We start from the raw sequence: 15,478 nt of genomic DNA on the forward strand, positions 1-15,478 counted from the left end.
CAAATGCAAGATCTATCACAATTTGAACAGGAACTCCTCCAACCTTCAGAGGCTTTGATCAATGACATCGCGCAGATGGATGGTGATATCATCATCCTTGGTGTTGGGGGAAAAATGGGGCCATCTATGGCAAGGCTGGCGAGACAGGCTATACAAAAGGCAGGCATGGTAAAGCGGGTTATCGGTGTCTCCAGGTTTTCTGATAATGCCTTGCAGCAACAACTGCAGAACGATGATATTGAAACAGTCTCCGCCGATCTGTTAAACGAAGATCAACTGAAAAGTCTGCCATATGCAAAAAATGTTTTGTACCTGGCCGGAACGAAATTCGGTACAACAGGTAAAGAAGCTTTTACCTGGGCGATGAATGCTTATCTGCCAGGTCGTGTGGCTGAGAGATACCGCGAATCCCGAATCGTAGCTTTTTCAACCGGCAACGTATATCCATTTGTACCGGTTACTTCTGGCGGCTGTTCCGAGGAACATCCTGTTGCGCCGGTGGGTGAATATGGTCAATCTTGCCTGGGACGTGAAAGACTGTTTCAGCACTTCTCAGAAAAATATAACATACCGACACTTATATACCGGTTGAATTATGCAATAGATTTTCGCTATGGCATTTTACTCGAAATAGCTAAGTCTGTTCGAAATGAAAAACCGATCGATCTGATCTCTGGTAATGCAAACGTTATCTGGCAGGGTGATGCAAACGAAATTGCGATCAGAAGCCTGCTTCATTGTAGTGTTCCTGCGAAGATCTTGAATGTTACCGGGCCTGAGACCTTGTCGGTAAAGTGGCTGGCTGAACAGTTCGGACTTGCATTTAACAAGCAGCCGGTATTTGTCAATGAACCACAAACTTCTGCCTTATTGAGCAATGCTTCGGAGGCACATAAGCTGTTTGGTTATCCGCGCGTCACGTTAAAGAAGATGATAGAAATTACTGCGACATGGCTGGAAAGCGGTGGCCAGGTTTGGACAAAAGACACACATTTCCAGGAAAGAAACGGAAAGTTTTAAATAAGAAATTATGCAATCACTTGACCCACGGATCAAAAACTTCCTCCACTCTGGAACTGTTATTCCTGCACATCCATTAGCCTTGAATGAAAGCCGGGAGCTGGATGAAAAAAGGCAACGGAGACTTACACGCTATTATATCGCATCCGGGGCTGGTGGTGTTGCTGTTGGCGTACACACCACCCAGTTTGAAATCAGGAAACCCGCGATCAACCTTTATGAGAAAGTACTGGCGCTTGCTGCCGGGGAAATTGATAAAGCAAATATTGGTGGGCCGTTTATAAAAGTTGCCGGCATTGTGGGCCCGACGGAAAGTGCAACCCGCGAAGCGGAACTTGCAGTTAAATATGGCTATCACCTCGGCCTTGTTGGTCTAGGTGGTCTGAACAATCGTTCAGAACCTGAACTCATCAGTCATGTTCAGGCCGTTTCAGAAATCATTCCTGTTTTTGGTTTCTATCTTCAACCCGCGGTTGGTGGAAGGGTACTGAGTTATGATTTCTGGAAGAAATTTGCAGAAATAAAAAACGTGCATGCTATCAAGGTCGCAGCTTTTAACAGGTATCAGACGCTCGACGTTGTTCGTGCAGTTTGCGGTTCTCCAAGAAAGGATAATATTGCGTTGTATACCGGTAACGATGATAACATTGTCGCAGACCTGCTTACGCGTTATCGGTTTACGATAAATGGCAGGCAGGTAGAGAAACAATTTGTCGGGGGGCTGCTCGGTCACTGGGCCGTCTGGACGAGACGGGCAGTGGAGCTGCTGGCGGAGATAAAAGCCAGTCTGGCAAACGCGGATATTTTGCCTCTTGAACCAGCTGTTCATGCCGGCAACTTTCGTGAACTGCTGACCCGGGGTATTGAAGTTACTGATATGAACGAAGTGATCTTCGATGCACGCAATTCATTTCATGGCTGTATACCTGGCATTCATGAGGTATTGAGAAGACAGGGTTTATTGGGTGGCACCTGGTGCCTCGATCCAAATGAATGTTTGTCGCCAGGGCAGGACCAGGAGCTTGACCGGATATATAATATGTATCCTCACCTGACGGATGATTCGTTTGTAAAACGTTTTTTGGAAACAGACAAAAGTCTAAGCTAATGTTGATAGAGATAATAAGGGAGCGGGCAGCGGACCTTTCACGTGAAGTAATTGATCATCGCCGTCACCTGCATGCGAATCCTGAATTGTCGTTCAATGAGTTCAAGACGTCTGCCTATATCAAAAACAACCTGGATAAATGCGGTGTATCCTGGACGTCAATGGCAAACACCGGTGTAGTAGCAATTATTAAAGGACAGCTGCCTGGCAATAATGTGATCGCACTTCGTGCAGATATCGATGCATTGCCGATCACTGAAGCTAACAATGTTGCATATACCTCTACTAATACCGGCGTCATGCATGCCTGCGGACATGATGCACATACTGCATCATTACTGGGTGTAGCGAAGATGCTGCAGTCATTAACTGCATCATTTGGAGGAACAGTTAAACTGATCTTTCAGCCTGCAGAGGAACTCCTTCCCGGTGGTGCAGGTATGATGATTGCCGAAGGGGTGCTCGAAAACCCTGTTCCCAATGTTGTACTCGGGCAACATGTTTCCCCGTTCATCACCGTTGGTAAAATAGGCATCCGAAAGGGGAAGTTTATGGCTTCGATGGATGAAATTGTCGCAACTGTTCGTGGCAAAGGCGGACATGGGGCGCAACCTCACCGTAACATAGATCCGGTGATGATTGCTGCGCAAATGCTTGTTAGCCTTCAACAGGTGGTGAGCCGGTTGGCTGATCCCGCGGTGCCGTCTGTTTTGTCATTCGGAAAGTTCATTGCAAATGGAGCCATTAATGTTATTCCGGATGAAGTATACCTGGAAGGAACATTTCGAACCCTTGACGAAGAATGGCGCAACGAAGCACATGAGCGCATCACTCAAATGGCAAAGGGTATTGCACAATCAATGGGCGGAAGCTGTGAACTAACAATACGGCGCGGATATCCATACCTGGTAAATAACGAAGCGTTTACTGAGGCAGTAGCAGGTTTTGCCGCTGAATATATCGGAGCAGAAAATATCGAACAACCACAAATCTGGATGGCAGCAGAAGATTTCGCAAGCTATTCACACAAGGCGCCATCCTGTTTCTACCTGCTTGGTGTTGGCAACCAGGAAAAGGGCATCGGATCTTCCCTCCATACTCCAACATTTGATATTGATGAATCGGCACTGGAATTAAGTATAGGCCTGATGACTTATATCGCTCTAAAGCAGTTGCGCAATACATAATCAATGCACCGCCTAATTCAATTTCAGGTAAGAAGTAGCTTTTCCATCGGCATATAAAACAAGGACCTTTATAGGAGCTACGCGTTCGGGCTTCCCTCATCCCCATACCAGATTGCGGAATGCCAACCTATTTTCTTTCGAAATAAACAGGTTTCGAAACTGTTGTCTTTCGAAAGACGTGATAATGTCCGAATTATTTTTTCGTTTTCTTATAATTTTCTATCTTTTTTCTTTTTTTTCATTATTTTCGTTACGAACGGATTTTAAACCCACCAAATACTTTAACGGCTATGAGAAGACGTCCTGCGACTGCCAGGTTTGCTGCCTGTGCTTTGTCCTTCAAATCGTTTCAATTCCTTCTGTTTTTTGCTTTTGTAACCTTGCCAAACAGCAATTTGCTGCGGGCGGCAGATTTTGGCGGGACGGGCATTGCCCAGAGTTCGCCGATCAAGGGTAAGGTCACCGACAAAATAACCGGCGAACCGCTCCCCGGGGTCTCGGTCGTTGTAAAAGGAACAACAAACGGAACCACCACAGATGCGGGTGGAAACTTTTCCATAAATGCACCGGATAACTCTACAATCGAATTTACTATTGTTGGTTACGGCACTTTGACGATGAAAGCAGCAGCAAACGCAAACCTCAATATTGCTTTAAGCCGTCCTGATGCTTCACTTAATGAAGTGGTTGTAATTGGTTATGGTACTCAAACTAAAAAAGATGTAATCGGATCCATTGCGTCCGTAGGAGCAAGGCAACTGCAGGATAAAGCGGTGGTATCTTTTGGTGAAGCAATGGCCGGCCAGGTTGCTGGTGTACAGGTGCAGCAGGCTTCATCTGCTCCCGGTGCAGGTTTAAGCATCAAAATCAGGGGTGTTGGATCGATCAGCGCAGACAACACACCGTTATATGTTATCGATGGTGTGCCGCTCGATAATACGACCGGTTCCTATTCAGCCCAGGGCGCTACAGGGGCAAATGTTCCAACCAATCCACTTGCCTCTATTAACCCGGGCGACATACAGTCTATCGACATCTTAAAAGATGCATCCGCTACTTCTATTTATGGATCGAGGGGATCAAACGGAGTTGTGATCATCACCACTAAACAAGGTGCCAAGGGTAAAACGCAGGTGAACCTTAACGTTAGTAACGGCTGGCAAACGATCGATCATAAAATACCCATGTTAACTACTTCCGAATGGGCACAAAGACAAATTGATATCAGGAATTATAATTACACTTATCTCAATGGCGTTCCAATTGCCGGCAGAAGCCCATCGGACCCTAACTCGGTACGCGGCTCCAACGCGAATCTGAAAATACCTAATGAGTTCCGCAATCCGTCAACACTACCAGACAACGATTGGCAAGGCATTGTATATGGTACTGCACCTATGAACAATTACCAGCTGTCCGCATCCGGCGGTACTGATAATGTGCGCTTTTATCTTTCCGGGAATTACATCAACCAGGAAGCCATTACAGAAGGACAGGGCTTCAAAAAGTTTTCACTCAGAGGCAATATCGATGCTAACATTACCGACAAAATCAAAGTCGGTTTCAGGATCGCTCCTTCCTATAGCATCAATGACATTTCAACATCCGGCGGTTTGTCATACTACGGCGGCGTTACAGCGGCAGTCGTGACTTCACCACCGATTTTCCCGGTTTATAACCCTGACGGTACCTATGCTAACTCGCAAACCGTAAGTTTTGATGACGGTACACCTAAGCAGACGCTCTTTTTCTCGAACGGTCTTGGCCTTAGCAAAGAGTATGAAAATGTTATGCGAATGTTTAACACTGTGGGGACATTATTTACAACCATTGATTTCACCAGGCACCTGACGTTAAGAGCCAGTATCAACGCCGATGTCACTAACATCAAAACAGACGCGTTTGTTCCTTCTACAATCTCTGTCAGCGGATCCAATTTATACGGCAGAACTTATACAGGGGAAAATATTAACTGGAGCAATGAAAACACACTCACTTATGATAACATCTTTTCTGAGAAACATCATTTAAATGTGCTGGTTGGTTTCTCTGAACAGATGGCGACTTTTACATCTTCGGCCATCAGTGCTAATCAATACCCAAACAACCTGGTTCAAACGGTGAATGCCGGTATCGTTAATGGTACAAGTGCGAGCAAATCACAATGGAGCATGGCTTCGCTTATAAGCAGGTTAAAGTATGATTTCAACGAAAAGTATTTTATCACAGCTACCTTCAGAAGAGATGGCTCCTCCAGGTTTGGTACTAACTCAAAATGGGGAAGTTTTCCTTCAGCAGCAATCGGATGGCGCGTGTCTGAAGAAAACTTCATGAAAGGTATCACTGCTGTCAGTGATCTGAAAGTGAGGGCGAGTTATGGTATTGTTGGAAACGACCAGATCGGTAACTATGGGGCGATAGGGCAGGTGGGTCCCCGCAATGCCATCCTTGGTGCAGGAGATGGGAGAAGGGTAAGTGGCTTATCACAGGAAAATCTTGGTAACTCATATCTTACCTGGGAACAATCAAAGTCAGTGGATGTGGGTATTGATTTAGGACTCTTTAACAACAGGGTAAATATTACTGCCGATTATTATAATAAAGTGTCATCAGGAATGTTGTTTGGAGTACCGGTACCCACTTTTACCGGTTTCAGCCAGACCCTGAGAAACCTGGGCAAACTCAGGAACAAAGGCTTTGAGGTGAATATTGAAACAAGAAACATCGAGAGACGCCAGTTCACCTGGACCACCAACTTCAACGTGTCAGTAAACAGGAATAAGGTTGAAGCACTCAATGCAAATAATGATGACATCTTCAGTGTCAACTATGGGGTTGTGAACTCGATCACACACAGAACAAGGGTTGGTGAAACAATGGCCAGTTATTATGGATTCATCTATGATGGTGTTTACATGAACAAACAGGAACTGGCTGCAGGACCAAAACTTGCTTCAGGTATCACAGCCATCGGCGATCCGAGGCTGAAAGATATATCCGGTCCAAACGGCAAGCCAGATGGACTTATTGATAATTTTGATAAAACGAACATCGGTAATAACCTGCCTGATTTCATTTTTGGTCTTACCAATACGATTTCATACAAAAACTTTGACTTTACCTTCTTAATACAGGGTGTCCAGGGAGTAGAAGTATTAAACCTTCTCAAAACATCGGGTAACTATAAGGCCGTAAGCTCACTATTCAAGAACTATTGGAAGTCCGAAGCCGAACCCGGTGATGGGCAGACCTTTCGTCCAACCTATGCTGCTTACCAGGGCAACAACCCGGTTATCAGCAGCTGGCTCGTAGAAGACGCTTCTTTTGTGAGAATTAAAAATGTCACTCTTGGATATCGTTTGCCAAGGATCCTGGGAGCAAAGGTTATCAAAAATGCACGTGCTTATGTAAACGTACAGAACCTTTACACATTCACGAACTATGAAGGTTTTAATCCGGAAGTAAATACGGTAGAAGGAACAGATAACCTGACACCAGGAATGGATTTCGGAACGTTCCCACTCACGAGGACGATCACGCTTGGCTTAAACATTACATTCTAAACATCGCCAGTTTATTGGCTCAAAAAGGTTTAATAATGAGACACAAATATTTTATCAAAGCTCTGACCAAAACATTATTGCTGGCTGGAGTAATATCGATCTCTTCCTGTAAGAAGTTCCTGGAAACAAAACAGTATGACAGATCCAATGAAGCTGCATTTTATAAAACAACTGCTGACTTCGAGCAGGCAATTATAGGCGCCTATTCATCACTGGGCAACCTGTACAGTTCAGGCAACTTTTATTTTCTGTTGACTGACATAAGATCGGATAACGCTTCTGTTTATGTGCCGGGCGGGTCGGCCGGCCCGTTATCCAAATCGGAATACGATGACTTCACACTTACTGCGAACAATGAGCATTTACTCGGTTATTGGGATGTGAGTTATTCACTGATCCAGAAAACCAATGATATCATAACTTTTCTTGCTGATGCTAACATAGATGCTGCAAAGAAAAAGCAGTATAAAGGTGAGGCTGAAGTGTTAAGAGCACTCGCTTATTTCAACCTGGTGCGTCTGTATGGCGGTGTGCCTTTGGTACTTGAAAGATTTGAAAACATCGACGACAGTTATCAAAAAGGAAGAAATACAGTTGACGAGATTTATAACCAGGTTATCGCAGATCTTAAAGATGCTGAAACGCTGTTGGTTACAAACCGCAATACTGGCGATAACTCCGGTCGGGCAGACAGGGGGATTGCATTGAGTTTACTGGGTAATGTGTACCTGACCCAAAAGAAATTTACCGAAGCGGCGGTTGAATTTAAGAAAGTAATAGACATGAATGTTTATAGCCTGTTACCAAACTATGCTGATCTCTTCAAGACCGGCCAGCAGGGTAACGCTGAAACAATCTGGCAGGCTTATTATATTGCGGGCGTTTCAGGGTTAGGTTCAAGCCTGCCCAACTTTAGTGCGCCATTAAGCAGTGAAACGGTCCTGGTTCAGAACGGTCTTGCGTTTGGATGGAACCAACCCACTGCAGACATTCAGAATGCCTATGAAACTAAAGATGTAAGAAGAAGTTCTATCGCGGATGGCTTCACAAAAGCAGGGACATATTATCCTTATAAATACATCAAAAATTATGTTGACGTTGCTGCGGGCACCGGTGATGGACTGTCCGGCAAGGACTGGTATATCCTCAGATATGCTGACCTGCTATTGATGTACGCCGAAGCAGTCAATGAATCGCAGGGTCCTGCAAACGCCTACAGCAGCATCGATAAGGTGAGGGTCCGTGCCGGCCTCGATCCGCTGCCAACAAATCTTACAAAAGATCAGTTCCGCGAAGCAGTTTATCTCGAGGAGCGTCGCGAGTCTCCATTTGAGGGGCATCGTTGGTTTGACCTGGTTCGTACCGGCCGTGCATTATCCGTAATGAATGCGAAGGTGAAGCCGCTAAGTGATGCAAACACGGTGGGACTGGCATCACCCATAGACACGAAACATTTGCTGCTGCCCATTCCTTCGATCGTTAGAGAGATGGCACCACAAGTCACTCAAAACCCCGGATATTAAGTGTCACGAACAACAATCAGTTATGTAGAATATTGGTAGTTGGTATTATACAGACGTTTTAAACGGTGACTATTATATCAATTCGCCTTTGATGATCCAATATCGTATGATTTTTTACCGGGATACATTTTCCGGACCAGTTTCCGGTAGCAAGTTTACAGTCAGGGGCACCCGCAGGAGTGCCCTTTGGCTTTTCTCAGACCACGGTACATCAGACCACAGTACGATTAATCAGTTATCAATTTTTCGGATTTCGGCAGGGGTATAATCAAAAATAGGGTAGTGCGAACCGCAGCAATGATGTATTCGCCGATTGTATTGCTGGCAGGAATGGGAGGTTGGCTAGCTATTGTGTTTCTGCTATCATCAACCGCGTCGCAATACAATTTCCGATGTTGCTACCCTGCAACTTTCCATTTTCAATTGCTTCCCTGAAGTGAATACCTCCATAAAGTCTTGACATCGCTGCTTCATCTGCGGCTGACTGAAAGGAGTTAAATGAGCGCACCGGGAGTCCATATGGCACTTCCGAATTGTCTTCAATGGCTACCTTGTCACCAAATAACTTCGTCAATACAACAGCGGCCGCAGTGGAAATTACACTATGCCCGCTGGTGTATTCCGGGAAAGGTGGCGTTTGCAGCAATGGCCGCCAGCTTTCATCGATCCTCGAGTTTATGAAAGTTTCCGGCCGGATATAATTACTCCTGTATTTTTCATCCCAGCAACTTATAAAAGCATCATACAACGCTATAGCTGTAAACGTATATGCTTTGGAAGCTGTAAAAATATCGGCGCTCTTACTCCTGGCTGCGATACCCGCAATAGACATCCAATGACCACCCGGGCTAAGTTTTTTGGTGGCAAATACCAGGTGACCACTTGTATTTACAAAAAAGGGATTGCAGTCCCAGAATGAAGCAATGGCCTTCTGTTCAGGGGTAATATTTTTAACGGTGTTGTAAACTTCCAGTGCCTGAATGTAAAACCTTCCGGCGATATCGTGAGTATAAGCAATCGGTACTGGTGGTTTGAACTGGGATGCAGAATCAATAAGGAATGTATGAACCTTACCCCAATGTGGTTCCACTGCAGCAATATATGCCGGTGGCGTTGGAATCCATCTGCCGGTAAGTGAGTTCACCGAATATCGGCGCATACTACGGGTTTCCCGGTAATTATCTTTCGCCGCAAAACTAAGAACACTATCTGCTACCCGTTTTCCAAATGCAATTGAAGAATCAAAATGTTTTTTATTCCTGATTTTATTCCTGAAAGAATTAAAAATTTGTTTTGCTGAATCCTGTAAAAGGCCTTCTGAAAAAATAAGGTTGTTCGATGTATGAACAAAAGCAGACATGGCAGCGAGTGGCAGGTAAACCTGGGATTTATCAAATATTATTTTTGAAACAGAAGGAAAACTTCGCAGGTTTTCACATGATGTGAGTTTGTTTTTCTCCAAAGCAAGAACTTCGTAAGCAGACAGGTTAGCATATAAATAGATACGGCTTGCGACCGGCGGAGAAAATATATCGTGTACGATCACTTCCGTAAGTGCAAGCTGAATCCTGTGCAGGTATTCCGCTTCGTTTGGATCAATATTTTGCGGTACAACTTTTTTCTGGGCATTACCCAGGTTGCAGACAGTTAAAAGTAATATGATAAGCTTAGTTCTCATTGTAATTGATAAACCTGAACCGCTCCATTATTTTTTGCAAGCAGTATTATTGTTCCGGATTTACCAGGCACCGCGATGAGTTTACGAACGTCACCGGTTGCAAAAAAATTTGATTGTGCGGGATCCAACGCGTTGAATCCACGTTCCTTGTCACCTAACAATATAAGGCCCACACTTCCGGCGCTGCGACCGAGCTGGACGCGATAAGGATAGAAGTTGCCTGCTGTTACCAGGTCTTTTTTTCCGTCGTTGTTAATATCGGTTGCCATAACGCCATTGAGGTTTGAGAATTGAGCACTCAGGGGCAATGATATTGTATCAAACACCAGGTTGCCTTTATTATAAAGTATAAGCGAAGACAATCCCGTAACGGTGTATCTTACCGCCTTTTGTAACTGCGGCTTTGTGAGTATCGACTGCAGGTTACTGGAAGCGTAATCTTTATAATAAATAAATTTCTTCTTCAGACCCGGCATTTGTTCAAGCAATTCATCACGTGAAGCCATCGGATAACTCTTGCCGTCGATATAATAACAAATTAATGGATCGGGAGTTCCATTATTATCAAAGTCAGCTACATACATTTCCATAGGTTCAGATGGTGAAGCCTTCAGCTGTGTGTTCAGACCGGCATTCCCGGCTATAAAATCAATATCACCGTCACCATCAATGTCAGTTGGGGTAAGGGAGCACCAAAGCCCGTTTGTACCTTCAAGCCCTGATTTGTTTGCGGGCACCAGGCTTCCCATGTTATTTACAAACAACTCAAGGGGCATCCATTCGCCTGCCAGCATCAATTCCGGGTAATTGTCATTGTTTAAATCCATCCAGACTGCTTCATTGATGATCCCCGGGTTTAATAGTTTCGGCGCAACTTCAGCTGTTACATCAGTAAAAGCGACCAGGTCATTTTTTGAATCATTGCGCAGCAAAAAACTTCGGGCAGCATTCGGGAACAAGCCGGGAACTGATTGCCCACCGACAAAAAGATCAAGATCACCATCTTTATCAAAATCGCCGGCAGCAACGGCTTTCTTGCTGCTCAGCATGGGTGAAAAAGCCTTCGATAAGCTAAAATTTCCTTTTCCATCATTTAAAAAGAGACGGTCACCATATTCAGGTGAACCATCCGCATATTCATTACCACCGCTCACTATATAAAGGTCCTGGTCCCCATCACCCTCCGCATCAAAAAATATTGCATTTACATTCTCAAACACCGGTTCGGTTGCCCATGGCTGTGAGGGTGCAGGGGTAAAAGATCCGGCAGTATTCTGAAGATATAATATGGAGGACTGCTCGATAGCACCTCCAAGAAATACGTCATGCAACCCATCACCGTTAACATCTGCCGAAGCCAACGCAGGTCCGGAACGGGATAGCTGATAGGGCAACAATACTTCCCCTTTAAAATCAACAAATTGATTTTCTTTATGAACAAACTTTATTCCTGTACCGGCTGTAATATCAACAAAGCTTTTATCTGAACCTGGTATGGATTGTACACCAGCTTTGTAAACAAGGCTGCTGCCCCGGTTTCCGGTTAAGTTATTCCCAGGAGAGGCATTCACATAGTCAAAAACAATCGCCCGGTTGCCTGGCTCATGATACTTAATGCTTATGCTACCATCGGGCCAGGTAACTTTTATGCTATCAGCAAACGCAGCCTTCCCAAGACCAAAATGCAGAGAAGTAGACACCGAAGATTGGTATCCCCTTACAGGATAAAGTTCCTGGAGCTGCATTAAGCTTTTTGTATACACCTGTACTTTAGCGCCGAATGCAGCTGTGTTGTCCCCTTTACCTTTTAATACCAATTTCAGATAATTCCCTTTGTTTGATTTCTCAGCGTTGTTATCATAGAGGGCTACAGGTTCGTTGTTGCGACAAACGATAAGATCGAGATCGCCGTCATTGTCGAAGTCTGCGTAGGCCGCACCGTTCGAGACGGCGGGTTCGTTTATTCCCCAACGTTGGCTGCTATCTTCAAATGTCAGGTCTCCCCGGTTGCGAAATAAATAACTGCCAAGTTTATTAGACGGCATCTTTTTTACCAGGTTGAAAGTTTTGAAATCAAAATTTCCTTTTTTTGCTTCCCGGAGTTGTTCCTCAGAAACCGAATATTTAAGAAAGTCAAGATTAGTGAAATCACGCAGGTAGCCATTGGTAACAAAAAGATCTTTCCATCCATCGTTATCAAAGTCAGCAAACAAACCGGCCCAGCTCCAGTCTGTATTCGAGATTCCTGCGAGTTGGCCGATCTCTGAAAATACGAGATTCCCATTGCGATCGGAGCCCTGGTTTAATTGTAACATATTCCGCATCTGCTGATAATAATATCCGCTGTCAGCAAGCATATGATATTGATCATACTCATCGGGACCTTTTAATAATTTCTGCCGGTAATTATCAGCCGGCAGCATGTCCAGGGTGAGAATATCGACCCGTCCATCGTTATTATAATCGGCTATGTCACTGCCCATACTGTATTTTGACATATGGGCGACAGATTGCTCTATTTTTTCCGTAAATGTTCCATTGCCATTATTAAGATATAAACAGTCTTTTTCTGTGTAATCGCTGGTAGTATAAATATCAGGATAGCCATCACCGTTAATGTCAGAAGCATTTACACTTAATCCGAAGTTCAGCGCATTGTTTACTATTCCTGCCTCCCGTGTTACATCGGTAAAACTCGTCACAGCTCCCTTTTTGTCGTTTCTGAATAACCGGTTACCAAATTTCAAATTGGGTTCAGAGCGGATTTTCCGCGTATTCAGAAATGGATTATATGTGTGATTCGAATGATTAAGTAAAAACATGTCAAGGTCACCATCAAGATCATAATCGAGGAACAGCGCCTGTGTAGATTGAGTTCCCGGCGCATCGAGACCATATGCTAAAGCCTCATCCTTAAATGAAGGAACGCCATTGGTGACACCCTGGTTTATCCATAACTCATTGGCAAGTTTTGCAGGATCCTGGAAAGCTCCTGAATGGGACACGTAGATATCCTGCAGTCCGTCACCGTTTACGTCTGCAATGCTAACCCCGGTTGCCCATGTATTTTTATGGGTTAACCCAGCCCTGGAAGTTACATCTTCGAAATGTAGTTTGCCAGTATTGAGATAAAGTTTGGATGCCACAGTGTTGCCGGATATGAAAACATCTGGCAGGCCATCATTATTAAAATCACCGATACCAGCTCCATGGCCGTTATATAAATACTCATATTTCATGATATGAAGTGAATCATCTTCCCTGATCATATTTGTAAATATGATTCCCGTGGCTGATGGTGCTAGTTTCGTAAACAGCGGCAATGATTTTTGTTGTGCCGTTAACGTGCATGCAGAAACAATAAGAAAAATAAGACTAAGAATCTTTTTCAATGATCATACTTTTTGAAAACAAGATCTTTTTTCTCGTCACCTTCCATATAGGAGAGAAAAACGATTACCATGGTCATCATTTCTTCGTTGGTCTTCATATCTCCCCAGGAATAAACGCCCTCAGGTGGAGAATTAGGATTGAAAGGATTTTGTGCAGTGTTGTCATAATCACACTCAAGTTCGATGGTAGAATTTTGTGGAATTTTCAACAGGCTCTTCAGACGATAGATTTCCTGCCAGCGGAAGTCCCATTGTGGAATATGAACCAGAGGGATCGTATCAAAAGATGGTGAGACGGCAAATGACCTGAAGGTTTTTCCCAGCAAATGCATATGGGGCCATAGGTATAAAACAGAAATGGTTTCTGACCTGTTATCAACGCGCAAACTAAAATGGCTGATCTTGTTGGCAGGTATAAATGTGAACCTGGGCTGGATGCGGTCTTCACCAACTCCTCCTGAGCCAATACTGATAACTTTTATTTTTCTTTCAATCTGCCTTGGGGTAAAGAAGAAATTGACACCGTTTTCAATTTCAACATCCTTTACTCCGGGTCCATAATGTACAGTAAGCAGGATTACACCTCTTTTGGGCATTACCCAACCGATACCTTCCGGGTAATTTTCAAACGAAGTACCCGGTATCCATCCCCCGTAATAGGTCATGCTTTTTTTATAAGGCATGTATTGATTGTATAGTATGCGGCTTTGTTCTGTGAGATTAATAAATTCTGGTCCGCGGTTGATATCTATAGAAGTGTCAACAGGATGTATAGCAAAATTTGAATGATGGATAAGTTTTTTATCGGAGCTGAAAAATTCAATTGCTTCCACATTCGCAGAATCGGGTAATTCAAATGGAATTTTATACACAATGAACCGCTCAAGGTTGTCCCCTTTAACTAAAAAGCTTTTTGGTTTTAAAGAAAGATCCGGTTTGCGATAATAAGAAGTTCCTGCCAGTACAGGCTTTTCCTTAACAGTATTAGCGATCGCTTTGCCTTCAGGGGCGCCGGCGTCAACCCATTTGCTGATAATATTTATTTCTTCTTTTGATAATGAGCGGTCATTCGCAAAATGTACATAGGAATTATCAGGTTTCCAGGGAGGCATAAATCCACTGGTAACTACATCCTTTATGAATGTGGCACGTTTTGAAACATCTGTATAGGTAATAAGAGAAAAAGGCGCTGCTTCCCCGGGTTTATGACAGGGTGTACATCTTGCCTGGATAATCGGTGAAATGTCTTTATGAAATGTGGGAGTTTGCGCAACTGCATTGACACAAAAAAAAATTGAAAACAGTATCGTGTTCAGCAATTTCATGCTTTAGATAAGTTTAGTAGTTATTTATCAGGCAACCTACCGGCCTGGTGTTACTTAATAATGCCTGCTTATCCCGGAGAGAGGATTCAATTGCCCTGATGAGATAATGATTAGATGCCTTTCGCCTGTTTTTTCCCGGCGCTACTGCCCAATCATCAATTGCGCCCCGATAAACTATCCTGCCATTATCCTGAAACAATACTACTTCAGGTGTTACTGTTGCATCTACTGTTTTTGTAACTTTTTTTCCGGTATCAATAAAGACTTTGAATTTGAGTTTATAGTCCTTCACAAAACTATCTACCTGTGGCAGAAGATAACTTCTGCCCGGGATAATTCCTATCAAATTCACCTGGCCCTTGAAGTCTGTTGCCAGTTCGTTCAGCGTTTTTGTATAATTGATAGAAAGAGGACATTCAGGTGAGAGGAACACAAGTATGTTTAAAGGAAGATTACTGGCCACAACTGGTTGTATTGATCCATTTGACACCTGCAACTCAAGATGACGAAGCAAGCCCGTATCGCAAAAGCTGGCGGTCCTGATGACCTCCTGGGCTGATATACCAACGGAAAGACCAATACTTAATATCACAAATATGAACCGCATCCAATCATTGCTAAAATAAGAAACTTCAGGTGAATGAACACCCGAAGTTTCCAATATAAAAAAGTAATTTTTAAG

At 43.9% G+C, this 15,478-nt stretch carries 9 protein-coding genes; 5 read left to right on the forward strand and 4 right to left on the reverse strand.

Translation table 11 applies throughout. The features are described from left to right. Positions 1-3: 3 nt before the first annotated feature. The 5 genes from ACX0G7_RS12530 (at position 4) to ACX0G7_RS12550 (ending at position 8,401) form a co-directional block, all read left to right on the forward strand. Complete coding sequence (locus tag ACX0G7_RS12530; RefSeq protein WP_458923822.1) at positions 4-1,020, forward strand: NAD-dependent epimerase/dehydratase family protein; 1,017 nt, start codon at positions 4-6, stop codon at positions 1,018-1,020. Between the two features lie 10 nt (positions 1,021-1,030). Next, the gene (locus tag ACX0G7_RS12535; protein WP_458923823.1) at positions 1,031-2,128 is read left to right on the forward strand and encodes a dihydrodipicolinate synthase family protein; all 1,098 of its coding nucleotides are present in this window, start codon (positions 1,031-1,033) and stop codon (positions 2,126-2,128) included. Continuing rightward, on the forward strand, positions 2,128-3,315 hold the full coding sequence (locus ACX0G7_RS12540; RefSeq protein WP_458923824.1) for a M20 metallopeptidase family protein: 1,188 nt from the start codon (positions 2,128-2,130) through the stop codon (positions 3,313-3,315). The genes ACX0G7_RS12535 and ACX0G7_RS12540 overlap by 1 nt, the downstream gene beginning before the upstream one ends. A gap of 290 nt (positions 3,316-3,605) precedes the next feature. After that, positions 3,606-6,878 (forward strand): SusC/RagA family TonB-linked outer membrane protein, encoded by a 3,273-nt coding sequence (locus tag ACX0G7_RS12545; RefSeq protein WP_458923825.1) that lies wholly within the window; start codon positions 3,606-3,608, stop codon positions 6,876-6,878. 35 nt (positions 6,879-6,913) lie between these two features. Continuing rightward, complete coding sequence (locus tag ACX0G7_RS12550) at positions 6,914-8,401, forward strand: RagB/SusD family nutrient uptake outer membrane protein (protein WP_458923826.1); 1,488 nt, start codon at positions 6,914-6,916, stop codon at positions 8,399-8,401. A 346-nt stretch (positions 8,402-8,747) separates the two neighbouring features. Here the strand turns inward: ACX0G7_RS12550 and ACX0G7_RS12555 are convergent, their stop codons facing one another. From ACX0G7_RS12555 to ACX0G7_RS12570, 4 genes are read right to left on the reverse strand one after another with little or no spacing between them, the layout of a single operon-like run. Next, positions 8,748-10,079 (reverse strand): vanadium-dependent haloperoxidase, encoded by a 1,332-nt coding sequence (locus ACX0G7_RS12555; RefSeq protein ID WP_458923827.1) that lies wholly within the window; start codon positions 10,077-10,079, stop codon positions 8,748-8,750. After that, the gene (locus ACX0G7_RS12560; RefSeq protein ID WP_458923828.1) at positions 10,076-13,471 is read right to left on the reverse strand and encodes a VCBS repeat-containing protein; all 3,396 of its coding nucleotides are present in this window, start codon (positions 13,469-13,471) and stop codon (positions 10,076-10,078) included. Before ACX0G7_RS12560 ends, ACX0G7_RS12555 begins: the two co-directional genes overlap by 4 nt. Next, a complete protein-coding gene (locus ACX0G7_RS12565) occupies positions 13,468-14,796 on the reverse strand; it encodes a c-type cytochrome (RefSeq protein WP_458923829.1) in 1,329 nt (442 codons plus the stop codon). The genes ACX0G7_RS12560 and ACX0G7_RS12565 overlap by 4 nt, the downstream gene beginning before the upstream one ends. 13 nt (positions 14,797-14,809) lie before the next feature. Further along, complete coding sequence (locus ACX0G7_RS12570; RefSeq protein ID WP_458923830.1) at positions 14,810-15,403, reverse strand: redoxin domain-containing protein; 594 nt, start codon at positions 15,401-15,403, stop codon at positions 14,810-14,812. Positions 15,404-15,478 lie beyond the last annotated feature (75 nt).

The sequence above is a fragment of the Flavitalea antarctica genome (assembly GCF_054461535.1).

Coding starts and splice junctions, on each gene's coding strand:
- ACX0G7_RS12565 (WP_458923829.1), bottom strand. CDS start 14,796: ATGAAATTGCTGAACACGATACTGTTTTCAATTTTTTTTTGTGTCAAT.
- ACX0G7_RS12550 (WP_458923826.1), top strand. CDS start 6,914: ATGAGACACAAATATTTTATCAAAGCTCTGACCAAAACATTATTGCTG.
- ACX0G7_RS12540 (WP_458923824.1), top strand. CDS start 2,128: ATGTTGATAGAGATAATAAGGGAGCGGGCAGCGGACCTTTCACGTGAA.
- ACX0G7_RS12555 (WP_458923827.1), bottom strand. CDS start 10,079: ATGAGAACTAAGCTTATCATATTACTTTTAACTGTCTGCAACCTGGGT.
- ACX0G7_RS12570 (WP_458923830.1), bottom strand. CDS start 15,403: ATGCGGTTCATATTTGTGATATTAAGTATTGGTCTTTCCGTTGGTATA.
- ACX0G7_RS12535 (WP_458923823.1), top strand. CDS start 1,031: ATGCAATCACTTGACCCACGGATCAAAAACTTCCTCCACTCTGGAACT.
- ACX0G7_RS12530 (WP_458923822.1), top strand. CDS start 4: ATGCAAGATCTATCACAATTTGAACAGGAACTCCTCCAACCTTCAGAG.
- ACX0G7_RS12545 (WP_458923825.1), top strand. CDS start 3,606: ATGAGAAGACGTCCTGCGACTGCCAGGTTTGCTGCCTGTGCTTTGTCC.